The sequence below is a fragment of the Streptomyces sp. NPDC052023 genome, assembly GCF_044548465.1.
In the GTDB taxonomy this organism is placed as follows: domain Bacteria; phylum Actinomycetota; class Actinomycetes; order Streptomycetales; family Streptomycetaceae; genus Streptomyces.
This window is the reverse complement of the sequence record NZ_JBIUBW010000008.1, coordinates 263,778-285,646: the sequence shown is the minus strand read 5'-3', so window position 1 is coordinate 285,646 and position 21,869 is coordinate 263,778. Positions and strand designations below refer to the sequence as shown.

Sequence of the window (21,869 nt, the reverse complement as noted above, 5' to 3'; positions counted from 1 at the left end):
CGACCGCCCCTCAGTCCCCGACTGGTAACTGCCGTCCCTCTGAGAGGCAGTTGCCCTCCGGACGGTCGCTGCACACGGTCACTGCACACGGTCGCCTTCGCCGGGCGTAGTCCTGGCGAGGCGGCCGTTCCTGCTTGTCATGGGCCTGCGTGGAGTTATCCACAGGCGGTTGTCCACAGGGGTGGTGAGGCCGGAGCCACGTTGGCACAGTGGGGACATGCGGGGGTGGTGGCAGGACCTCACCGACCTGGTGCTGCCGGCCGAGTGCGGGGGCTGCGGCAGGCCACGCACGGTGCTCTGCGCGGAGTGCCGTGCCGCCCTGGGCGGGGCCGTGCCGAGCCGGGTGCGTCCCGTGCCGGAGCCGCCGGGGTTGCCGTCCGTCCACGCGGCGGCACCGTACGCGGACGAGGTGCGGGCCGTGCTCCTGGCCCACAAGGAGCGGGGTGCGCTGCCGCTCGCCCGGCCGCTGGGCGCGGCTCTCGCCGGGGCCGTGCGAGCGGCGTTGTCGGGGGCGCCCGACCGGGCGGCGCTGCTCGTTCCCGTGCCGTCGGGGCGCGGGGCCGTGCGGGCGCGGGGGCATGATCCGGCCCGGCGGATCGCTCTCGCGGCGGCGGCCGAGCTGCGCCGTGCCGGGACGCCCGCGCGCGTGCTCGCCGTACTGCGGCAGCGGCGGCCGGTCGCCGACCAGGCGGGGCTCGCCGCCCAGCAGCGCCTGGAGAACCTCACCGGCGCGCTGTCGGTTGCCTCCGGTGGCGCGGGGCTGTTGCGTGAGGGACGGGTGGTGCTGGTGGACGACTTGATGACGACGGGCGCCTCGCTGTCCGAGGCGGCTCGGGCCGTCCGGGTGGCGTTGACGGGGGAAACGGCAGGTTACAGGGGTGGGGCAGCGGCGACGCGCGCGGATGTGGCGAGGGCCGTGTACGGAGGAGTGATCGGGGAAAGGAGTGGAGAACGGATGACGGGATCAATGGAAGGGAGCACGGACCGTGAGTGGGCCGTGCAGGGAAAGATGAAGAGCGTCCAGGAAACGATCTGCGCCGCGGTGGTCGCTGCGCCGCCGGATTCTTTCGAAATAAACCGGAACTGACTGCGAAGTTGCATCGTTGCAGGTAGTGAGAGGGTCAATTCACCGGAATGGAGGTACGCGGCAGTAGAGGGTGACGACATCCGTCCGGGCGAGATATGTTCGGTTGTGAGGGAAAGGCCGCAGGCCACACCTCGGTTATCCGAATGCCGTGCCGCGGGTTTTCCGCAATCACCCGGGCCGGCCGGGTGGAGATCTTGCCATGGGGGAGGAGGTGGACGTCACCGAGTCCGCGGTCCCGGGGCTCACCGGGACCTGGTGCACAAGGGAGATGCTCCGCCACCGAAGCGGAGCGATCCGGGAACGGAGTTCTGCGTGGACATCGTCGTCAAGGGCCGCAAGACCGAGGTGCCCGAGCGGTTCCGAAAGCACGTGGCCGAGAAGCTGAAGCTGGACAAGATCCAGAAGCTCGACGGCAAGGTGATCAGCCTCGACGTCGAGGTGTCCAAGGAGCCCAACCCCCGACAGGCCGACCGCTGTGACCGGGTGGAGATCACTCTCCGCTCCCGCGGTCCGGTGATCCGGGCGGAGGCGGCGGCCAGCGACCCGTACGCGGCACTCGACCTCGCCGCGGAGAAGCTGGACGCCCGGCTGCGCAGGCAGCACGACAAGCGTCACACGCGCCGGGGGGTGCGCCGGCTGACGGCGGCCGAGGTCGCGGATCACGTTCCGGGCGCGGCGACGCTCAACGGCAGCGGAAGCGCCTTCGAGGCGGACGAGCCGGACTCGGTGCCCACCAAGAAGATCGGCTCGCTGGAAGTACAGGGCGACGGCCCCCTCGTGGTCCGCGAGAAGACTCACGTCGCAGCACCCATGACCCTCGACCAGGCGCTCTACGAGATGGAACTGGTCGGGCACGACTTCTATCTGTTCGTCGACTCCGAGACGAAGGATCCCAGTGTCGTCTACCGGCGGCACGCATACGACTACGGCGTGATCCACCTCAGCACGGACACCATGGTCACCCAGACGCCCTCTCCCGACGCGGGAGGTCCGCTGGGCGGCTGACCTGATCCGGACGACAGCTGATCCGGGTGCCCCTGGAGCGCGCGTGTGCGCTCCCAGGGGCACCTGTGTGCGACCACTCGACCCACCGCTTCGTCACCTGAGCGTCGTCCGGGCATGAAATCATGGCCGCAACGGCCCAACCGGTGGACCGTTGCCTTGGGTTGGCGATGGCACAGGATCACAGGCCACAGCCTTCAGGGGGAGGAACGATGGCGCACAGCTTCGGACCGATGCAGGACGAGGACGCCGACGACGGCGTCGTCGGCATGGGCCCGGACGAGGGCTCCTCACGCCAAGAACCGATTCGCGTCCTGGTGGTGGACGACCACGCCCTCTTCCGTCGTGGCCTGGAGATCGTGCTCGCGGCCGAGGAGGACATCCAGGTCGTGGGTGAGGCGGGTGACGGCGCCGAGGCTGTGGAGAAGGCCGCCGATCTGCTGCCCGACATCATCCTGATGGACGTGCGCATGCCGAAGCGGGGCGGGATCGAAGCCTGCACCTCCATCAAGGAGGTGGCCCCCAGCGCCAAGATCATCATGCTGACGATCAGCGACGAGGAAGCGGACCTCTACGACGCCATCAAGGCCGGTGCGACCGGATATCTCCTCAAGGAGATCTCGACGGACGAGGTGGCCACGGCGATCCGTGCCGTGGCCGACGGGCAGTCGCAGATCAGCCCGTCCATGGCGTCGAAGCTGCTCACCGAGTTCAAGTCGATGATCCAGCGCACGGACGAACGGCGCCTGGTGCCCGCCCCACGGCTGACCGACCGCGAGCTGGAGGTGCTCAAGCTGGTCGCCACGGGGATGAACAACAGGGACATCGCCAAGGAGTTGTTCATCTCCGAGAACACCGTGAAGAACCATGTGCGCAACATCCTGGAGAAGCTGCAACTGCACTCCAGGATGGAGGCGGTGGTCTACGCGATGCGGGAGAAGATCCTCGAGATCCGCTGACCCGCGGTCCCGATGACGTGCATACGTGCTGGGCGGGTCAGGCCAGTGCTCGGGCGAGCTCCCTGGCGAGGGGCTCGCGCAGGTCCGGCGCGTCCACGCGTTCCACGCGCACGTTCGTGCAGTCCACCCAGCCGGCTGCCTCGATCAGCGCCTGGGCCACCGCCGGGACCGCCTTCGGGCCGTCCAGGGTGACCTGCTTGGCCACGAGCGTGCGGCCCTCGCGGGCCGGGTCGACGCGGCCCACGAGGCGGCCACCGGCGAGGACGGGCATCGCGAAATAGCCGTACACCCGCTTCGGCTTGGGGACGTAGGCCTCCAGACGGTGGGTGAAGCCGAAGAGGCGCTCGGTGCGGGCCCGCTCCCAGATCAAGGAGTCGAAGGGGGACAGCAGTGTGGTGCGGTGGCGGCCGCGCGGGGGCGTCTGAAGGGCTGCCGGGTCCGCCCAGGCCGGCTTGCCCCAGCCTTCGACGGTGACCGGGACGAGGCCCGAGTCGGCGATCACCGAGTCGACCTGCTCGCCCTTGAGGCGGTGGTAGTCGGCGATGTCGGCGCGCGTGCCGACGCCGAGCGACTGGCCGGCCAGCCGGACCAGGCGGCGCAGGCACTCGGTGTCGTCGAGTTCGTCGTGCAGCAGAGCCCCGGGGACCGCGCGCTCGGCGAGGTCGTAGACGCGCTTCCAGCCGCGGCGCTCCACACAGACCACCTCGCCGTACATCAGGGCGCGTTCGACGGCGACCTTCGTGCCCGACCAGTCCCACCACTCGCTGGTGCGCTTGGCGCCGCCCAGTTCCGTAGCGGTGAGCGGGCCCTCGGCGCGGAGCTGTTTGACGACCTGGTCGTAGGCGCCGTCGGGGAGTTCGTGGTTCCAGTGAGGGCGGCCTCGGTAGGCGCGGCGGCGGAAGGCGAAGTGGGGCCACTCCTCGACGGGGAGGATGCACGCCGCGTGCGACCAGTACTCGAAGGCATGGGGCTGTGCCGCAGTCGCGCCTGAGGCCGCGGGCTTCCAGTAGGCGTCCTCCACGGTCCTGCGGCCGACCGCGCCGAGGCGGGCGTACGGGACGAGCTCGTGGGAGCGGGCGAGGACCGAGATGGTGTCGAGCTGGACCGCGCCCAGGTGGCGGAGTATGCCGCGGACGCCGGCCTTGCGGTCGGGCGTGCCGAGGAAGCCCTGGGCGCGAAGGGCGATGCGGCGGGCTTCGGCTGCGGAGAGTTCCACGGGGCGCGGGGTCGTCATGTCTTCGAACGATAGGGGGTGGCACTGACAGTCAGGGCTGAGCTGGGGATTTGTGCAGGGGCGCCGGGTGGGCTCAGGCGGACGGCGCCCGGGCCGGCAGGTACGGGGCCGTCGATGGCAGTCCGAAATCCGAGGGCAGCAGGGAGCCCACCCAGCAGTCGCGGCGTACACCGTTGTTGTTCAGGGCCGCTCGCAGGGTGCCCTCCAGCGTGAATCCGGCGCTCTCGGCCACCGCGCGGGAGGCGGCGTTGCCCACCTCGGCGCGCCATTCCAGGCGGTCGATGCACAGGTGGTGGAACGCCCAGCGGGCGGCCGCGCGCGTGGCCTCCGTCATATAGCCGTTGCCGCGATGGTGCGGGGTGGTCCAGAAGCCGATCTCCGCGACGCCGAGGGAGCGCATGCTGATCCCGAGCATGCCGGTCAGTTCCCCGCCGGGCAGGAAGAGGCCGAAGGTGAACATCGAGCCGTTCGCCCAGCCGTCGGGGACGTCGTGCTCGGTGAAGTTCCGGGCGTGCTCGGGCAGGTACGGCGTGGGGATCGTCGTCCAGCGCTGGATGTCGGGGTCCTGGCACGCGGCGTACACGGCGTCGGTGTCGTCCGGGCCGACGGTGCGCAGCCGGAGGCGGGCGGTGGGAATCGTGACGGGCTCCATCGGCCGATTCTGCTCGTGACAGCGGGCGGAGCGCCAAGGCTTTCGCCCTTCGTGAGCGTGCGATCACGATTCGCACAATTCGTCGGTCTGCCGCGGCACCATCCGGGACCCCCGTCCGTTGTCCCGGGTGAAGGCAGATTCGAAGCAGGATCCGAAGGCAGATCGAAGGCAGTTTTTCGTAGGAGTTCGACGGCGGACCCGACACCGATGCGCGACGGCGGACGTCTTGGTCCGGCAGGCCTCCCGGCGTGGGCGGGTCCTCGCATACGATGGCCGTTGCTCAGTACGTAGAAGGAAAAACCGACCGTCCCAGGCCCGACCGGCAAGGAGACCAACCCCCGTGTCCGTCCTCTCGAAGATCATGCGTGCAGGCGAAGGCAAGATCCTGCGCAAGCTGCACCGCATCGCGGACCAGGTCAACTCCATCGAAGAGGACTTCGTCGACCTCTCCGACGCCGAGCTGCGGGCCCTCACCGATGAGTACAAGCAGCGGTACGCCGATGGTGAGAGCCTGGACGACCTGCTGCCCGAAGCGTTCGCCACGGTGCGTGAGGCCGCCAAGCGCGTCCTCGGCCAGCGGCACTACGACGTGCAGATCATGGGCGGTGCCGCCCTGCACCTCGGCTTTGTCGCCGAGATGAAGACCGGTGAGGGCAAGACTCTGGTGGGCACGCTCCCCGCCTATCTGAACGCACTGTCGGGCGACGGCGTCCACCTCATCACGGTCAACGACTACCTGGCCGAGCGCGACTCCGAGATGATGGGCCGCGTCCACAAGTTCCTGGGGCTGTCCGTCGGCTGCATCCTGGCCAACATGACGCCGGCCCAGCGCCGCGAGCAGTACGGCTGCGACATCACCTACGGCACGAACAACGAGTTCGGCTTCGACTACCTGCGCGACAACATGGCGTGGTCGAAGGAGGAACTGGTCCAGCGCGGCCACAACTTCGCCATCGTCGACGAGGTCGACTCCATCCTCATCGACGAGGCCCGGACGCCGCTGATCATCTCCGGCCCGGCCGACCAGGCCACCAAGTGGTACGGCGACTTCGCCAAGCTCGTCGTGCGCCTCAAGCGCGGTGAGGCCGGCCAGCCGCTCAAGGGCATCGAGGAGACCGGCGACTACGACGTCGACGAGAAGAAGCGCACGGTCGCCATCCACGAGGCCGGTGTCTCCAAGGTCGAGGACTGGCTGGGCATCGACAATCTCTACGAGTCGGTGAACACGCCGCTGGTGGGCTACCTCAACAACGCCATCAAGGCGAAGGAGCTCTTCAAGAAGGACAAGGACTACGTCGTCATCGACGGCGAAGTCATGATCGTCGACGAGCACACCGGCCGTATCCTCGCCGGCCGCCGCTACAACGAGGGCATGCACCAGGCGATCGAGGCGAAGGAAGGGGTGCCGATCAAGGACGAGAACCAGACGCTCGCCACGATCACCCTCCAGAACTTCTTCCGTCTCTACGGCAAGCTCTCCGGCATGACCGGTACGGCGATGACCGAGGCCGCCGAGTTCCACCAGATCTACAAGCTCGGCGTGGTCCCGATCCCGACCAACAGGCCGATGGTCCGCAAGGACCAGTCGGACCTGATCTACCGCACCGAGGTCGCCAAGTTCGACGCGGTCGTCGACGACATCGCCGAGAAGCACGAGAAGGGCCAGCCGATCCTGGTCGGCACCACCTCGGTCGAGAAGTCCGAGTACCTCTCGCAGCAGCTCAGCAAGCGCGGCATCCAGCACGAGGTGCTCAACGCGAAGCAGCACGACCGTGAGGCGCAGATCGTCGCCCAGGCCGGCCGCAAGGGCGCCGTGACCGTGGCGACCAACATGGCCGGCCGTGGTACGGACATCAAGCTCGGTGGCAACCCCGACGACCTCGCCGAGGCCGAGCTGCGCCAGCGCGGTCTCGACCCGGAGGAGCACATCGAGGAGTGGGCCGCCGCGCTGCCCGCCGCGCTGGAGCGGGCCGAGAAGGCGGTGCGGACCGAGTTCGAGGAGGTCAAGGACCTCGGCGGGCTGTACGTCCTGGGCACCGAGCGGCACGAGTCCCGCCGTATCGACAACCAGTTGCGCGGTCGTTCCGGCCGTCAGGGCGACCCGGGTGAGTCCCGCTTCTACCTGTCCCTCGGTGACGACCTGATGCGGCTGTTCAAGGCGCAGATGGTCGAGCGCGTGATGTCGATGGCGAACGTCCCGGACGACGTGCCGATCGAGAACAAGATGGTCACGCGCGCGATCGCGTCCGCCCAGTCGCAGGTCGAGCAGCAGAACTTCGAGACCCGTAAGAACGTCCTGAAGTACGACGAGGTCCTCAACCGGCAGCGCGAGGTCATCTACGGCGAGCGGCGCCGCGTCCTGGAGGGCGAGGACCTGCACGAGCAGGTCCAGCACTTCATGGACGACACGATCGACGCCTACATCGCCGCGGAGACCGCCGAGGGCTTCGCCGAGGAGTGGGACCTGGACCGGCTGTGGGGCGCCTTCAAGCAGCTCTACCCGGTGAAGATCACCATTGAGGAGCTGGAGGAGGCGGCCGGCGACCGCGCCGGACTCACCGCCGACTTCATCTCGGAGTCCATCAAGGACGACATCCACGAGCAGTACGAGGCGCGGGAGGCGCAGCTCGGCTCCGAGATCATGCGTGAGCTCGAGCGCCGGGTTGTGCTGTCGGTCCTGGACCGCAAGTGGCGCGAGCACCTCTACGAGATGGACTACCTCCAGGAGGGCATCGGCCTGCGCGCGATGGCGCAGAAGGACCCGCTGGTCGAGTACCAGCGCGAGGGCTTCGACATGTTCACCGCCATGATGGAGGGCATCAAGGAGGAGTCCGTCGGCTACCTGTTCAACCTGGAGGTCCAGGTCGAGCAGCAGGTCGAGGAGGTCCCGGTCGAGGACGCCAAGCCCACCCTGGAGAAGCAGGACGCGGTGCCCGCGCAGGCCGGGCCCCGTCCCGAGATCCGCGCCAAGGGCCTGGAGGCCCCGCAGCGGCGGAACCTGCACTTCACCGCGCCGACCGTGGACGGCGAGGGCGGCACCGTCGAGGGCGAGTTCAGCGAGGACGGCGAGCCCGTGCGCTCGGAGGCCGACGGCCTGACGCGCGCGGAGCGCCGCAAGCAGGCCAAGGCCGGGCGGCGCCGGAAGAAGTGACGGCGCGCGGGGCCTCGTAGCCCCGTGGCGTCGCAGTAGGGCGAAGGGCCGGAGCATCCGAGGGGTGCCCGGCCCTTCGGCATGGGTGGGGCTGCCCGGCGGTGGCCTGGCTAGTCCTGGCGCGAGGGCCCGGGGCGGGCACCGCCGAGTTCCACTGCCGTGCAGCGCCAGCGGTGGTCGCGGCCCAGTTCCAGGCGGAAGGCCATGGCGCGCAGGCGGTCGCCGGTGGCGATGCGGACGAAGGCCTCGATGGCGCCGGGGCGGGGCTCGCAGTAGCCGATGTCGCGGATGACGGGGCGCAGGCCGCGGGCGCGCAGCGGGCCGTGTTCGGCGAGGTGGGCCAGTTCGTCGTAGGCGGGGCCGGCGGTGTGGCGGAGCATGGCGTGGACGGGGCGCCGGCCGCTGAGGACGAGCAGCAGGCGGTCGGCGAAGAGGTCGGTGGGGCGGGGTTGCGGGACGGCCGCGTGCCGCGTGGGGGAGGGCGCCGTGCGGGTCGGGCCGGCGGCCGGGGAGCGGGGTGGGCTGCCGCCCGGGCGGCGTGTGTCGTGCCGGGTGGGGGGACGGGAGGCGGGGTGGCGCTGGACGGTCCTGGTCATGACCTTGTTCATGGGAACCCCGTTTCGGTCGGCCCGGCGGCGCTGTCGTACCGGGCAGTAACTTTCTGTTGGGGATCTTGTACGGCGCTGGTTCGAGGGGCGGCAAGCCGGCGGGGCGCGGCTATGGAGACCCGGAAGGTTCACTTATCCGGGTGATGGACGGGGGTGGAAGCCTGCGGGCACGGGGAAGGTCCGGGTGAATTGCCGGCGCGGGGTGGACGCCGTGCGAGGCGCGGGGAGGGACTCGAAAGGGGACCCCGCACGTATCCTGAAGGCCCTCAACGCGGGCTTGCGGAGCCTCTTCGCCCCCTGAGCCCTCCGAACACGAAAGCGGCCAGCCATGCGCGTCTACGTCCCTCTGACCCTCCCCGGTCTCGCCGAGGCGTACAAGGCGGGCGAGGTGGGGGCCGGGCCGCTCGTCGCGTACGCCGTCACGCCCGCGCTGCGCGAGTGGTACCTCTCCGAGGACGTCGAGGAGCTGGAGTACGCGGCGCTGGGCCGGGCGTCGCTGGCCTCGCTGCGGTTGCTCGCGCAGGACCCGGGCGCGCCGCGACGGCGGGTCGTGGTCGCCGTCGACGTGCCCGACGGGCAGGTGAGCGGCGATGCCGGCCGGGGACCCGACCCGGGGACGCCGGGTGAGGTGCGGGTCGCCGGCGCCGTGGCGCTGGCCAAGGTCGCGTCGGTGCACGTCGACTCGGCCGATGCCGAGGAGGACGTGGCCGCGGCGGCGGGAGCGTTGCAGGCGGCGGACGGCGGGGACGACGACGCCCAGTTCGTCGTGGACGGGGCCGAGGACCACGAACTGCTGTGGTACGCGACCCAGGAGATCCCGAATCTGGTGGGGTCGAGGGACTGAGGAGCCGTACCCCGCCCGCTCTCCCGAACATCTCCTTCCCACCGCGCTGACCTGCGGATCTCCCGATTGTCAGTGGGGGCGGGTAACGTTTTCGGGCATGGGGATGCAGGGAGCTTCGCACATTGTGTGGGACTGGAACGGCACGCTGTTCCACGACAATGACGCGATCATCGGGGCGACGAACGCGGCGTTCGCCGAGCTGGGGCTGGAACCGATCACGATGGAGCAGTACCGGTCGCTGTACTGCGTGCCGGTGCCGAAGTTCTACGAGCGGCTGATAGGGCGGCTGCCGACCGACGCCGAGTGGCTGGTGATGGACGAGACCTTCCACCGGTACTACGCCGAGCACCGGGTGCGGTGCGCGCTCACCGAGGGAGCCGAGCGACTGCTCGTGGAGTGGGTGGCGGGCGGTCGCAGCCAGTCCATCCTGAGCATGTACGGGCACGAGGAACTCGTGCCGTTGGTCCGGGGGTTCGGGATCGAGGCCCACTTCGTACGGGTCGACGGACGGACCGGTCCGTCCGGGGGCAGCAAGGCCGAGCACATGGTGCGGCATCTGGCCGCGCTGGCGGGAGTGGACCCCTCCCGCACCGTGGTGATCGGGGACGCCGCGGACGACGCGGTGGCGGCGCTGCATGTGGGGGCGAAGGCCGTGCTCTACACCGGGGGCTCCCATGGCCGGGACAGCCTCGAGGAGGCGGGGGTGCCGGTGGTGGATTCGCTGGCGGAGGCCGTTGCGCTGGCCCAGGAGATAGCCGCCTAGCCGGGCAGGCGACGGCAGGCCACGGCAGCCGGGGCGAGGACGGAGCGGTGCGGCGTCCGGCGTGACACCGCCCGCTTCGACGGCGCGGGAGACCCCGGTGACGGGTACCCCGGCGGCCGGCCCCGGCGTCAGGTCACCGGCGCCTTGGCCCGGAGCACCGTGAGGAACTCGCGCATCCATGCAGGGTGGTCCGGCCACGCACGGGACGACACGAGCGTGCCGTCGACGACGGCCTCGGCGTCCTGGAAGGTGGCGCCCGCTGCCTGCATGTCGAGTTCCAGCGCGGGGTACGCGGTGACGCGTCGGCCGCGGAGACTGTCGACCGCGGCGGTGAGGAGGGGGCCGTGGCAGATCTGGGCCACGGGCTTGTCGGCGTCGAAGAAGGACTTGAGGATCTTGCGGAGTTCGGGGTCGTTGCGGAGGTACTCCGGGGCGCGGCCGCCGGGGATGACCACGGCGGCGTACTGGCCGGGGTCGACCTCGGAGAAGGCGAGATCGGCGTCCCAGGTGTAGCCGGGCTTCTCGGTGTAGGTGTCGAAGCCGGGTTCGAAGTCGTGGACCACGAACTGGAGTTTCTTGCGGGCGGGGGCGGCGATGTGGACCTCGTAGCCTTCTTCGCGGAGGCGTTGGTAGGGGTAGAGGACTTCGAGGGACTCTGCCGCGTCGCCCGTGAGGATGAGGATCTTGGCGGTCATGGGGGTTGCTCCCCTTTGAGGTGGCTTTGCGTGCGGACTCACTGCCAACGTGCCTCGCGGGCGGGGGCTTGCCTAGGGGACGCGCCGGTTTTCGGACTCGGCCGTCCCCACCGCGGCGGTTGTGCCGGAGTGGAGTGGAGTGCGCCGGAGTGGAGTGGTTGTGGCTGATACGACGACGCCCCGCACCCCGCCCCTGTGCAGACTGTCAAAGTTCCACCCCCGGTTTTGTACACATACGGCTCATGACGGACCCCGGGTAAGGAGCGATAGCCTTGTGGCGTGATCAGCGCGATAGTTCGCGGGGGCCTCCGTGTCCCTGCCCTGCGCCCGGAGAGCATGGAAGACATCCGTGTCCGGGCGGCGGTCGCTGGTCCTCGCGGGCGGGGCGGGGCTTTCGAGAGGCCCGGCGTTCCGCGCACACCCCGGGAGCGGCTGTCGTCGAGAGCGGCGCCACATGCCCCGGGCGCGTGGGAAATGGCTGATATCCCCCCGCTCATCTCACCTTGCGGCATAGCGTCGGAACAGACCGGACACCCCGCGTCACGACGTCGCGTCGGAAGGCCGGAGACCGTACTTCCTTCTACGTCACGCAACGGCGCGCGACAGGAGCCAGAGGACAATGCAGACCAAGCTGGACGAAGCCAAGGCCGAGCTGCTCGATCGGGCCGCCCGGGTAGCTGAGAACAGCCCGGTCGGGGGGCACCTACCGACTGGGACGACGGAGCACGGCACCCCGGACCGGGCCGCCGTACTCGCGTTCCTCCAGCGCTACTACCTGCACACCGCCCCGGAGGACCTTTCCGACCGCGACCCGGTCGACGTCTTCGGAGCCGCCTACTCGCACTACCGACTGGCCGAGAACCGCCCTCAGGGCACGGCGAACGTCCGGGTGCACACCCCGACGGTCGAGGAGAACGGCTGGACGTGCAGCCACTCCGTGGTCGAGGTCGTCACCGACGACATGCCGTTCCTGGTCGACTCCGTCACCAACGAGCTGACCCGGCAGGGCCGGGGCATCCATGTGGTGATCCACCCGCAGATGGTGGTGCGCCGCGATGTCACCGGCCGGCTCATCGAGGTGCTCGCCACCCCGCCCACCGGTGACCTCCCGCACGACGCGCACGTCGAGTCCTGGATCCACGTCGAGATCGACCGCGAGACCGACCGCTCGGACCTGAAGCAGATCACCACCGACCTGGTGCGCGTCCTGTCCGACGTCCGTGAGGCCGTCGAGGACTGGGGCAAGATGCGGGACGGGGCGCTGCGGATCGCCGAGGGGCTGCCCGACGAGCCGGTCGCCGGTGATCTGCCGCCGCAGGAGATCGAGGAGGCCCGCGAGCTGCTGCGCTGGCTGGCCGCCGATCACTTCACGTTCCTCGGCTACCGCGAGTACGAGCTGCGCGACGACTCGCTCGGCGCCGTCCCCGGCACGGGCCTCGGCATACTGCGTGCGGACCCGCACCACGAGGCAGGCGAGAGCCACCCGGTCAGCCCGTCCTTCGAGCGGCTGCCCGCCGACGCCCGCGCCAAGGCCCGGGAGCACAAGCTGCTCGTGCTGACCAAGGCGAACAGCCGGGCGACCGTGCACCGGCCGTCGTACCTGGACTACATCGGCGTCAAGAAGTTCGACGAGCAGGGCAACGTCGTCGGTGAGCGGCGCTTCCTGGGCCTGTTCTCCTCCGCCGCCTACACCGAGTCCGTCCGCCGGGTGCCCGTCATCCGCCGCAAGGTCGAGGACGTGCTGAGCCGGGCCGGGTTCTCGCCGAACAGCCACGACGGCCGCGACCTGCTGCAGATCCTGGAGACGTACCCGCGCGACGAGCTGTTCCAGACCCCGGTCGACGAACTGCAGGCCATCGTCACGTCGGTGCTCTATCTCCAGGAGCGGCGCCGGCTGCGGCTCTACCTGCGCCAGGACGAGTACGGCCGCTACTACTCGGCCCTCGTCTACCTCCCCCGCGACCGCTACACCACCGGCGTCCGGCTGCGGATCATCGACATCCTGAAGGAGGAGCTCGGCGGCACCAGCGTCGACTTCACCGCCTGGAACACCGAGTCGATCCTCTCCCGGCTGCACTTCGTCATCCGCGTCCCGCAGGGCACCGAGCTGCCGCAGCTCTCCGACGCCGACAAGGAGCGCATCGAGGCCCGCCTGGTCGAGGCCGCCCGCTCCTGGCTGGACGGGTTCTCGGAGGCGCTGAACGCCGAGGTCGGCGAGGAGCGCGCGGCCGAGATGCTGCGCAGCTACCACAACGCCTTCCCCGAGGGCTACAAGGCCGACCACAGCCCGCGCGCCGCGGTCGCCGACCTGGGCCATCTCGACCGGCTGGACGAGGAGAACAACTTCGCGCTCAGCCTGTACGAGCCGGTGGGCGCAGGCCCCGACGAGCGCCGTTTCAAGATCTACCGCAAGGGTGACGCCGTCTCCCTGTCCCGCGTCCTGCCGGTGCTCAACCGGCTCGGCGTCGAGGTGATGGACGAGCGGCCCTACGAGCTGCGCTGCGCGGACCGCAGCGTCGCCTGGATCTACGACTTCGGTCTGCGCATGCCCAAGGCGCAGACCGGCGCGGACTACCACGGCGACGACGCCCGTGAGCGGTTCCAGGAGGCGTTCGCCGCGAGCTGGACCGGCAAGGCGGAGAACGACGGCTTCAACGCCCTCGTGCTGAGCGCCGGGCTGACCTGGCGCCAGGCGATGGTGCTGCGGGCGTACGCGAAGTACCTGCGCCAGGCGGGCTCGACGTTCAGCCAGGACTACATGGAGGACACCCTCCGCAACAACGTCCACACCACGCGGCTGCTCGTCTCCCTGTTCGAGGCGCGGATGTCGCCGGAGCGGCAGCGCGCCGGGCACGAGATCGTGGACGCCCTGCTGGAGGAGCTGGAAGCCGCCCTCGACCAGGTCGCGAGCCTGGACGAGGACCGGATCCTGCGGTCCTTCCTCACCGTCATCAAGGCGACCCTGCGTACGAACTTCTTCCAGGAGGCGTGGGGCGGCCGGCCGCACGAGTACGTGTCGATGAAGTTCGACCCGCAGGCCATCCCGGACCTGCCGGCACCGCGCCCGGCGTTCGAGATCTGGGTCTACTCGCCGCGCGTCGAGGGCGTGCACCTGCGCTTCGGCAAGGTCGCGCGCGGTGGCCTGCGCTGGTCGGACCGCCGTGAGGACTTCCGCACGGAGATCCTCGGCCTGGTCAAGGCGCAGATGGTGAAGAACACCGTCATCGTGCCGGTCGGCGCCAAGGGCGGCTTCGTCGCCAAGCAGCTGCCGGACCCGTCGGTGGACCGCGACGCGTGGCTGGCGGAGGGCATCGCCAGCTACCGCACCTTCATCTCGGCGCTGCTCGACATCACCGACAACATGGTGGCCGGCGAGGTCGTCCCGCCCGCCGACGTCGTCCGGCACGACGAGGACGACACGTACCTCGTGGTCGCCGCCGACAAGGGCACCGCGACGTTCTCGGACATCGCCAACGAGGTCGCCCAGCAGTACAACTTCTGGCTCGGCGACGCCTTCGCCTCCGGTGGCAGCGCGGGGTACGACCACAAGGGCATGGGCATCACCGCCCGCGGTGCCTGGGAGTCCGTCAAGCGGCACTTCCGGGAGCTCGGCGTCGACACGCAGACCGAGGACTTCACGGTCGTCGGCATCGGCGACATGTCGGGTGACGTCTTCGGCAACGGCATGCTGCTCAGCGAGCACATCCGCCTGGTCGCCGCCTTCGACCACCGGCACATCTTCCTCGACCCGGACCCGGACGCGGCCACCTCGTACGCGGAGCGCCGCCGCCTGTTCGAGCTGCCGCGCTCGTCCTGGGAGGACTACAACACCGATCTGCTGTCGGCGGGCGGCGGCATCTTCCCGCGCAGCGCCAAGGCCATCCCGGTCAACGCGCACATCCGCGCGGCCCTCGGCATCGAGGAGAAGGTCACCAAGCTGACCCCGGCCGACCTGATGCGGGCGATCCTGAAGGCGCCGGTGGACCTGCTGTGGAACGGCGGCATCGGTACGTACGTCAAGGCCTCCACCGAGACCCACGCGGACGTCGGCGACAAGGCCAACGACGCCATCCGCGTCGACGGCGCGGACCTGCGGGTCAAGGTCGTCGGGGAGGGCGGCAACCTGGGCCTGACCCAGCTGGGCCGGATCGAGTTCGCGCTGCACGGCGGGCGGATCAACACCGACGCCATCGACAACAGCGCGGGCGTGGACACCTCCGACCACGAGGTGAACATCAAGATCCTGCTGAACAGCCTGGTCACCGACGGCGACATGACCGTCAAGCAGCGCAACCGGCTGCTCGCCGAGATGACCGACGAGGTCGGCCACCTGGTCCTGCGCAACAACTACGCGCAGAACACGGCGATCGCGAACGCCCTCGCCCAGTCCAAGGACATGCTCCACGCCCAGCAGCGCTTCATGCGCCACCTGGTGCGCGAGGGCGACCTCGACCGGGCGCTGGAGTTCCTGCCCACCGACCGCCAGATCCGCGAGCGGCTCGCCCAGGGGCAGGGCCTGACCAGCCCGGAGACGGCCGTCCTGCTGGCGTACACGAAGATCACGGTCGCCGAGGAGCTGCTGCACACCTCGCTGCCCGACGACCCGTACTTGCACGGCCTGCTGTACGCGTACTTCCCGAGCGCGCTGCGCGACCAGTTCCCGCAGCACATCGAGAGCCACCCGCTGCGCCGCGAGATCACCACGACCGTGCTGGTCAACGACACGGTCAACACCGGTGGTACGACATATCTGCACCGGCTGCGCGAGGAGACCGGTGCGTCGCTGGAGGAGATCGTCCGGGCCCAGACCGCGGCTCGCGCGATCTTCCGTTCGTCGCCGGTGTGGGACGCGGTCGAGGCACTCGACAACAAGGTCGACGCGACCGTCCAGACCCGGATCCGGCTGCACTCCCGCCGTCTGGTGGAGCGTGGCACGCGCTGGCTGCTGAACAACCGGCCGCAGCCGCTCCAGCTCGCCGAGACGGTCGACTTCTTCGCCGAGCGCGTCGAGCAGGTCTGGTCGCAGCTGCCCAAGCTGATGCGCGGCGCGGACCTGGAGTGGTGGCAGAAGATCTACGACGAGCTGACCGCCGCCGGTGTGCCGGACGAACTCGCCACCCCGGTGGCCGGGTTCTCCTCCGCCTTCCCGACGCTCGACATCGTCTCGGTGGCCGACCGCATGGGCAAGGAGCCGCTGGACGTCGCCGAGGTCTACTACGACCTCGCCGACCGGCTCGGCATCACCCAGCTCATGGACCGCATTATCGAGCTGCCCCGCGCCGACCGCTGGCAGTCCATGGCCCGCGCGGCCATCCGCGAGGACCTGTACGCGGCTCACGCGGCCGTCACCGCGGACGTCCTGGCGGTGGGCAACGGCACGGCGACGCCGGAGCAGCGGTTCAAGGTGTGGGAGCAGAAGAACGCGGCGATCCTCGGCCGGGCGCGCACCACGCTGGAGGAGATCCAGGGCTCCGACTCGTTCGACCTGGCGAACCTGTCGGTGGCGATGCGGACGATGCGGACGCTGCTGCGGACGCACTCGTAGATCTCCGCGGGCATATGAGGAGGGCGCCCCGGGCCGGGATCGGCTCGGGGCGCCCTTTTGTGCGTACGGCGGTCAGGACGGCTGAGGCACCGGCGCCGCCTTGGGCTTGGGTTTCGGCTTGGGTTTCGGCTTGTTGTCCCCGGTGAAGGCCTCGTACTCCTTCATGACCTCCTCCGTCGGCCCGTCCATGCGCAGTTCACCGCGTTCCAGCCACAGCACCCGCTCGCAGGTGTCGCGGATGGACTTGTTGTTGTGGCTGACCAGGAAGACCGTGCCGGCGTGCTTGCGCAGTTCGCGGATGCGGGCCTCGGAGCGCTTCTGGAAGGAGCGGTCGCCGGTGGCGAGGGCCTCGTCGATGAGCAGGACGTCGTGGTCCTTGGCGGCGGCGATGGAGAACCGCAGACGGGCGGCCATGCCGGAGGAGTACGTCCGCATGGGCAGGGTGATGAAGTCGCCCTTCTCGTTGATGCCGGAGAAGTCGACGATGTCCTGGTAGCGCTCCTTGACCTGCTCGCGGGACATGCCCATCGCGAGGCCGCCGAGGTGGACGTTGCGCTCGCCGGTGAGGTCGTTCATCAGGGCGGCGTTGACGCCGAGCAGGGAGGGCTGGCCGCCTGTGTAGATCCGGCCTCTCTCCACGGGGAGCAGGCCGGCGACGGCCTTGAGCAGGGTCGACTTGCCGGAGCCGTTGGTGCCGATCAGGCCGATGGCCTCGCCCTTGTACGCGACGAAGGAGACGTCGCGGACGGCGTGCACGGTGCGGACGCCGGCCGCCTTCTCGGCCTTCTGACGACGCAGCATGCGGTTGAGGGCGGCGGTGGCGGAGCCGCGGCCGCCTCCGGTGCCGTTGACCCGGTAGACGATGTCGACGTGGTCGGCGATGACGGTGGGGATCTGGTCGGGAGTGCTCCCGGTGGGGTTCTCAGCCACGGCCGTACGTCTCCTCAGCCTTCCAGAAGTAGATGAAGCCGCCGATGCCGGCGAGCAGGGCCCAGCCGGTGGCGAGCATCCAGACATGGTCGGGCAGCTGGCTCGCCTGGAAGCTGTCGATCAGCGCGAAGCGCATCAGGTCGATGTAGACGGCCGCGGGGTTGGCCTGGAGCACCGGGCCGACCCAGCCTGGCAGGTCGTTGTGGCGGCTGAGCAGGTGGTCGATGCTCCACATCACGCCGGAGACGTACATCCAGGTGCGCAGCACGAACGGCATCAGCTGGGCGATGTCCGGTGTCTTGGCGCCCAGCCGGGCCATGATCATCGAGACGCCCGCGTTGAACGTGAACTGCAGGATCAGGGCCGGGATCGCCAGCACCCAGGAGACGGCGACCGGGACACCGAAGACGAGGAGGATGACGACCAGGGCGGCCATGGAGAACAGCAGCTGCTGGAGCTGCTGGAGGCAGAAGGAGATCGGCAGGGCCGCGCGCGGGAAGTGCAGGGCGCGCACGAGGCCGAGGTTGCCGGAGATGGCGCGGGTGCCGGCCAGGATCGAACTCTGCGAGAAGGTCCAGATGAACACGCCCGTGACCAGGAACGGGACGTAGTCCGGCACGCCCTCCTTGGTCTGCAGCAGCACCCCGAAGATCAGGTAGTAGACGGCCGCGTTCAGCAGCGGGGTCATGACCTGCCAGACCTGGCCGAGCTTCGCCTGGCTGTACTGGGCGGTGAGCTTGGCCGTCGAGAACGCCGCGATGAAGTGGCGGCGGGCCCACAGCCCGCGGACGTACTGGGGCAGGGAGGGGCGGGCACCGCTGACCGTGAGGCCGTGGCGGGCGGCGAGGGCCGCGAAGTCGTCGTCGGCCGGGGTCGTGGTGCGGGCCGTCGCCGGGGGCGGTGCGTCGAGGACCTGGCTCACATCCGCTGCTTTCGGTCGAGGGGGTGGGGGGTGCGACGGGCGATCCGGGCGAAGCGCCCCTCGGTGTTCTCCTGTGCGTCGCAGGACGTTCTCGTACGTCGGGACGGGACCGTATCGTCGCAACGCGAGCGTAGGGCTTTCGAGCGTCGGAACGCAACCGTTTCGTCGTAACGCCCCTATGCTGTCCGCATGACGACGAACGCCGACGGGCCCCAGCCGCGAACGCGCCGCCGGACCCCGGCCGGGGCGGCCGTGCTCCGGGCGGACGTCACGGAGGCCATCCGGGCGGCGGTCTTCGAGGAACTCGCGGCCGTCGGCTACGCGCGGATGTCGATCGAGGGCATCGCCCGCCGGGCCGGGGTCGGCAAGACCGCGGTGTACCGGCGCTGGCGCTCCAAGCTGCACCTCGTGCTGGACGTCGTCTCGGCGATCGCCGTGCAGGGGCTGCCCGCCCCGGACACCGGCTCTCTGGAGGCGGACCTCCGGCTGCTGTACGAGGTGACGTCCCGGGCGCTGCGGCACCCCGTCGCCTCGCAGATCATCCCCGACCTCCAGGCGGAGGCGGCCCGCAACCCCGAGATCGCCGACGCCCTCCAGAAGGCATTGCGTGAGGGGCAGGAGGGCGTCGCCAGCAAGATCGTGGCCGCGGCGGAGAAACGCGGCGAGGTGGGCCCGGGCTACGACCCGAACCTCGCCCTCGACCTCGTCTCCGGCCCGCTGTACTGGCGCTCGGTGGTCATCCGCAGCCCGAGACTCCCCAAGGGCTACCTGGCATCCCTGGCCCGCTCGACGGCGGCGGCACTCAAGGCACTGTGACCCCGAGGGCCTCTCACGCCCTGCGTCCCGGACTCAGCCGGCCAGCCGCCGAGCCAGTTCCGTCAGCTCCGGCGCCCGTAGCACCCGCTCGCCGAAGCCGGGCAGCGGCACGTGCAGGCCGTCGGTCCAGCGGCCGGGGATCGAGTCGGCGCCGTACACCGCCCCGGCGAGCCCACCCGTGACGGCCGCGACCGTGTCCGTGTCGCCGCCGAGGTCGATCGCCGCGCGCACGGCGTCCTCGTACGACGACGTGGTCCGTACGGCCCACAGGGCGGAGCCGAGGCAGGGCCACACGGCTCCGTTGAACTCGGTCGCCAGGTCGGGATGCCAGTCGGAGCCGCACACGACCGCGTACCGCTCCCGGTGCGCGGGATGGACGTGCGTGAGGGTCTCCCCTACGGCCTTCAGCGGGTCGCCACCGTCGAGCGCGATCCGCACCAGTTCGTGGAAGACCGCCGTGCCCTCCCATGCCGCCCGGTCGCCGTGCGTCAGGGCGGCCAGACGGCGGGCGGCGTCCATGGTGGTTTCCCTGCCGTGGGGCGCGAAGTACACGGCGGACGGAGCGGCCCGCATCAGCGCTCCGTTGCCCGCGGCCCGCTGGTTCGTCTGGAAGTGCAGCGCGGCGGCCGTGTCCCAGGGGTCGCCGCTGGTCAGCACGGCCTCGGTCTGCAGGCCGACGTCCTTCGGCCCGGCGGCGGCCCACCGCTGGAACCGGCCGTAGACGTCCGGCAGGTCCAGTCCGCCGCGTACCAGCAGGGACTCACCGGTGAGCACGGCCATCTGCGTGTCGTCGGTCGCCTCGCCCGGATCCCAGCCGCCGCCCCCGCACATCCCGGCGCCCTGCCCGGGCGCCGGGAAGCGGGCGGAGAAGGCGCCTTCGGGGCCGAACTCGAAGGGCGCGCCCAGGGCGTCGCCGACGGCCGAGCCGACGACGGCACCCAGCGCACGGTTCAGGCGACGTGCGTCGTTCATCCGGCAGGCCCTAGCCCTGCGCCGCCCCCGGGTGGCTGTGCAGCCAGCCCGCCCAGGCCGTCGTGATCATGTCCTGGACGTCGTAACGGGCCTTCCAGCCCAGCTCCGTGGTGATGCGGTCGGCGGAGGCGACGACGCGGGCGGGGTCGCCGGGGCGGCGGGGGGCGATCGTCGGGGGGCGGTGGTGGCCGGTGGTCCGGTTGATGCGGGTGATCATGTCGCGGACCGAGACGCCCTCGCCGCGGCCGATGTTGAGGGTGAGGTCGCGGCCGGGGGCGGCCTGGAGGGCGCGGGCGGCGGCCACATGGGCCTCGGCCAGGTCGACGACGTGGATGTAGTCACGGACGCAGGTGCCGTCGGGGGTCGGGTAGTCGTCGCCGAAGATGCGCGGGGCCGCGCCCTCGGTGAGCTTCTCGAAGACCATGGGCACGAGGTTGAAGACGCCCACGTCGGCGAGTTCCGGGCTCGCCGTGCCCGCCACGTTGAAGTAGCGCAGGGAAGCCGTGGCAAGGCCCGTCGCCCGGCCCGTGGCCCTGACCAGCCACTCGCCGGCCAGCTTCGTCTCGCCGTACGGGCTCATCGGCAGGCACGGCGTCTCCTCCGTGACGAGGTCCACGTCCGGCATGCCGTAGACCGCCGCCGAGGAGGAGAAGACGAAGGAGGCGACCCCCGCCGTGGTGACCGCTTCCAGCAGGACGCGCAGCCCCTCGACGTTCTCCCGGTAGTAGTGCAGGGGCCGTCCCACCGACTCCCCGACCTGCTTCTTCGCCGCCAGGTGGACGACCCCGGTGATCTGGTGGTCCGCCAGGACGCGGCTCAGCAGCGCACCGTCCAGGGTGGAGCCGGTCACCAGGGGGACGTCGTCCGGGACGCGTTCCGCGATGCCGGTGGACAGGTCGTCGTACACCACCGCCCGTTCGCCCGCCTCGGTCATCGCCCGTACCACGTGTGCACCGATGTAACCGGCGCCGCCGGTGATCAGCCAGGTCATCTGCGGCCGTCTCCTCGTCCGTTGCCCGTGTGTGTCCGCCCCACAGTGAAGCAGGTGACCGGACGTCCGCCGTACACATGTCACCTTTCGTACGAACGTGACACAACGGCACGGCGGTCCGGTCGGCGCGGCGGGACTCCATGGCCTACGCCTCCGACTCGGCCTGAGCCGCCGCGTCGAGCGCCGCTGTCAGCCGGTCCAGGCGGGCCCCCAGGTCGCGGATCTCGTCGACATCGAACCCGGTCGCCGCCGCGATCCGCTGCGGCACCCGAAGTGCCCGCTCCCGCAGCGCGTCCCCCTCCTCGGTCAGCCGCACCTGAACCGAGCGCTCGTCGCGCGCGCTGCGCTCGCGCCGTACCAGGCCGGCCGCCTCCAGGCGCTTGAGCAGCGGCGACAGAGTGCCGGAGTCCAGGCGCAGCCGCTCGCCCAGTCTCTTCACCGGCACCTCTCCGTCCTCCCAGAGCACCAGCATCACCAGGTACTGCGGATAGGTGAGCCCGAGGTCCTTCAAGACCACGCGGTACATCCCGCCGAAGGCGCGTGAGGCCGCGTTCAGGGTGAAGCAGATCTGTCGGTCGAGGCGGAGCCACTCCGCAGCAGACGTCGTGGTCATGCCTCCAGGGTAGCCCCGTCCGTCACTTAGTTGTGCGCAATTGAATTGTGTGCTCTACTTCTGGTGTCGGACCGGCAGGACGGAT

At 70.2% G+C, this 21,869-nt stretch carries 17 protein-coding genes; 8 read left to right on the top strand and 9 right to left on the bottom strand.

From position 1 onward, the window contains the following. Positions 1-217: 217 nt before the first annotated feature. The 3 genes from ACIHCM_RS19360 (at position 218) to ACIHCM_RS19350 (ending at position 3,048) form a co-directional block, all read left to right on the top strand. Positions 218-1,087, top strand: a complete 870-nt coding sequence (locus ACIHCM_RS19360) for a ComF family protein (RefSeq protein WP_399897143.1) — start codon at positions 218-220, stop codon at positions 1,085-1,087. A 312-nt stretch (positions 1,088-1,399) separates the two neighbouring features. Next, complete coding sequence (hpf, locus tag ACIHCM_RS19355; protein WP_399897140.1) at positions 1,400-2,092, top strand: ribosome hibernation-promoting factor, HPF/YfiA family; 693 nt, start codon at positions 1,400-1,402, stop codon at positions 2,090-2,092. Positions 2,093-2,301: 209 nt separating this feature from the next. Then, positions 2,302-3,048: a response regulator gene (locus tag ACIHCM_RS19350; protein WP_393104541.1), complete on the top strand. Its 747-nt coding sequence runs from the start codon at positions 2,302-2,304 to the stop codon at positions 3,046-3,048. Between the two features lie 37 nt (positions 3,049-3,085). Here ACIHCM_RS19350 and ACIHCM_RS19345 read toward each other — a convergent pair whose 3' ends face one another. Both ACIHCM_RS19345 and ACIHCM_RS19340 read right to left on the bottom strand, forming a co-directional pair. Further along, on the bottom strand, positions 3,086-4,282 hold the full coding sequence (locus ACIHCM_RS19345) for a winged helix-turn-helix domain-containing protein (protein ID WP_399897137.1): 1,197 nt from the start codon (positions 4,280-4,282) through the stop codon (positions 3,086-3,088). A 73-nt stretch (positions 4,283-4,355) separates the two neighbouring features. Next, a complete protein-coding gene (locus tag ACIHCM_RS19340; protein WP_399897134.1) occupies positions 4,356-4,934 on the bottom strand; it encodes a GNAT family N-acetyltransferase in 579 nt (192 codons plus the stop codon). Positions 4,935-5,274: 340 nt separating this feature from the next. Between ACIHCM_RS19340 and secA the strand changes: the two genes are divergently transcribed. Continuing rightward, entirely contained in the window at positions 5,275-8,085 is a 2,811-nt protein-coding gene (secA, locus tag ACIHCM_RS19335) for a preprotein translocase subunit SecA (RefSeq protein WP_399897131.1), read from the top strand. Between the two features lie 110 nt (positions 8,086-8,195). Here the strand turns inward: secA and ACIHCM_RS19330 are convergent, their stop codons facing one another. Next, complete coding sequence (locus ACIHCM_RS19330) at positions 8,196-8,693, bottom strand: Rv3235 family protein (protein ID WP_399897128.1); 498 nt, start codon at positions 8,691-8,693, stop codon at positions 8,196-8,198. A 328-nt stretch (positions 8,694-9,021) separates the two neighbouring features. Here ACIHCM_RS19330 and ACIHCM_RS19325 point away from each other — a divergent pair, with 328 nt between their 5' ends. Continuing rightward, the gene (locus ACIHCM_RS19325; RefSeq protein ID WP_399897125.1) at positions 9,022-9,537 is read left to right on the top strand and encodes a DUF6912 family protein; all 516 of its coding nucleotides are present in this window, start codon (positions 9,022-9,024) and stop codon (positions 9,535-9,537) included. Positions 9,538-9,634: 97 nt separating this feature from the next. After that, positions 9,635-10,300: an HAD family hydrolase gene (locus tag ACIHCM_RS19320; RefSeq protein ID WP_399897122.1), complete on the top strand. Its 666-nt coding sequence runs from the start codon at positions 9,635-9,637 to the stop codon at positions 10,298-10,300. 128 nt (positions 10,301-10,428) lie between these two features. Here the strand turns inward: ACIHCM_RS19320 and ACIHCM_RS19315 are convergent, their stop codons facing one another. Next, positions 10,429-10,995: a DJ-1/PfpI family protein gene (locus ACIHCM_RS19315; protein ID WP_399897119.1), complete on the bottom strand. Its 567-nt coding sequence runs from the start codon at positions 10,993-10,995 to the stop codon at positions 10,429-10,431. 619 nt (positions 10,996-11,614) lie between these two features. On the opposite strand from ACIHCM_RS19315, the gene ACIHCM_RS19310 reads away from it, so the two are divergent. Then, positions 11,615-16,540 (top strand): NAD-glutamate dehydrogenase, encoded by a 4,926-nt coding sequence (locus ACIHCM_RS19310; protein WP_399897116.1) that lies wholly within the window; start codon positions 11,615-11,617, stop codon positions 16,538-16,540. Positions 16,541-16,612: 72 nt separating this feature from the next. Here the strand turns inward: ACIHCM_RS19310 and ACIHCM_RS19305 are convergent, their stop codons facing one another. Continuing rightward, on the bottom strand, positions 16,613-17,488 hold the full coding sequence (locus ACIHCM_RS19305; RefSeq protein WP_399897192.1) for an ABC transporter ATP-binding protein: 876 nt from the start codon (positions 17,486-17,488) through the stop codon (positions 16,613-16,615). Further along, positions 17,463-18,392: an ABC transporter permease gene (locus tag ACIHCM_RS19300; protein WP_399897113.1), complete on the bottom strand. Its 930-nt coding sequence runs from the start codon at positions 18,390-18,392 to the stop codon at positions 17,463-17,465. Before ACIHCM_RS19300 ends, ACIHCM_RS19305 begins: the two co-directional genes overlap by 26 nt. Positions 18,393-18,581: 189 nt before the next feature. Between ACIHCM_RS19300 and ACIHCM_RS19295 the strand changes: the two genes are divergently transcribed. Continuing rightward, positions 18,582-19,208, top strand: coding sequence for a TetR/AcrR family transcriptional regulator (locus ACIHCM_RS19295; protein WP_399897111.1), 627 nt, complete (start codon positions 18,582-18,584; stop codon positions 19,206-19,208). A gap of 33 nt (positions 19,209-19,241) precedes the next feature. On the opposite strand, the gene ACIHCM_RS19290 is transcribed toward ACIHCM_RS19295, so the two are convergent. The 3 genes from ACIHCM_RS19290 to ACIHCM_RS19280 all read right to left on the bottom strand — a co-directional run bounded on the left by ACIHCM_RS19290 (position 19,242) and on the right by ACIHCM_RS19280 (position 21,784). Then, a complete protein-coding gene (locus tag ACIHCM_RS19290) occupies positions 19,242-20,180 on the bottom strand; it encodes an ADP-ribosylglycohydrolase family protein (RefSeq protein WP_399897108.1) in 939 nt (312 codons plus the stop codon). A 10-nt stretch (positions 20,181-20,190) separates the two neighbouring features. Beyond that, positions 20,191-21,171 carry a UDP-glucose 4-epimerase GalE gene (gene galE / locus ACIHCM_RS19285; protein ID WP_399897105.1) on the bottom strand — a complete coding sequence of 327 codons (981 nt, stop codon included), beginning with the start codon at positions 21,169-21,171 and terminating at the stop codon, positions 20,191-20,193. Between the two features lie 145 nt (positions 21,172-21,316). Continuing rightward, complete coding sequence (locus ACIHCM_RS19280; RefSeq protein WP_399897102.1) at positions 21,317-21,784, bottom strand: MarR family winged helix-turn-helix transcriptional regulator; 468 nt, start codon at positions 21,782-21,784, stop codon at positions 21,317-21,319. Positions 21,785-21,869 lie beyond the last annotated feature (85 nt).

Coding starts and splice junctions, on each gene's coding strand:
- ACIHCM_RS19310 (WP_399897116.1), top strand. CDS start 11,615: ATGCAGACCAAGCTGGACGAAGCCAAGGCCGAGCTGCTCGATCGGGCC.
- ACIHCM_RS19330 (WP_399897128.1), bottom strand. CDS start 8,693: ATGAACAAGGTCATGACCAGGACCGTCCAGCGCCACCCCGCCTCCCGT.
- ACIHCM_RS19280 (WP_399897102.1), bottom strand. CDS start 21,784: ATGACCACGACGTCTGCTGCGGAGTGGCTCCGCCTCGACCGACAGATC.
- ACIHCM_RS19340 (WP_399897134.1), bottom strand. CDS start 4,934: ATGGAGCCCGTCACGATTCCCACCGCCCGCCTCCGGCTGCGCACCGTC.
- ACIHCM_RS19315 (WP_399897119.1), bottom strand. CDS start 10,995: ATGACCGCCAAGATCCTCATCCTCACGGGCGACGCGGCAGAGTCCCTC.
- ACIHCM_RS19360 (WP_399897143.1), top strand. CDS start 218: ATGCGGGGGTGGTGGCAGGACCTCACCGACCTGGTGCTGCCGGCCGAG.
- ACIHCM_RS19320 (WP_399897122.1), top strand. CDS start 9,635: ATGGGGATGCAGGGAGCTTCGCACATTGTGTGGGACTGGAACGGCACG.
- ACIHCM_RS19290 (WP_399897108.1), bottom strand. CDS start 20,180: ATGAACGACGCACGTCGCCTGAACCGTGCGCTGGGTGCCGTCGTCGGC.
- ACIHCM_RS19350 (WP_393104541.1), top strand. CDS start 2,302: ATGGCGCACAGCTTCGGACCGATGCAGGACGAGGACGCCGACGACGGC.
- ACIHCM_RS19345 (WP_399897137.1), bottom strand. CDS start 4,282: ATGACGACCCCGCGCCCCGTGGAACTCTCCGCAGCCGAAGCCCGCCGC.
- ACIHCM_RS19295 (WP_399897111.1), top strand. CDS start 18,582: ATGACGACGAACGCCGACGGGCCCCAGCCGCGAACGCGCCGCCGGACC.
- galE (WP_399897105.1), bottom strand. CDS start 21,171: ATGACCTGGCTGATCACCGGCGGCGCCGGTTACATCGGTGCACACGTG.
- ACIHCM_RS19325 (WP_399897125.1), top strand. CDS start 9,022: ATGCGCGTCTACGTCCCTCTGACCCTCCCCGGTCTCGCCGAGGCGTAC.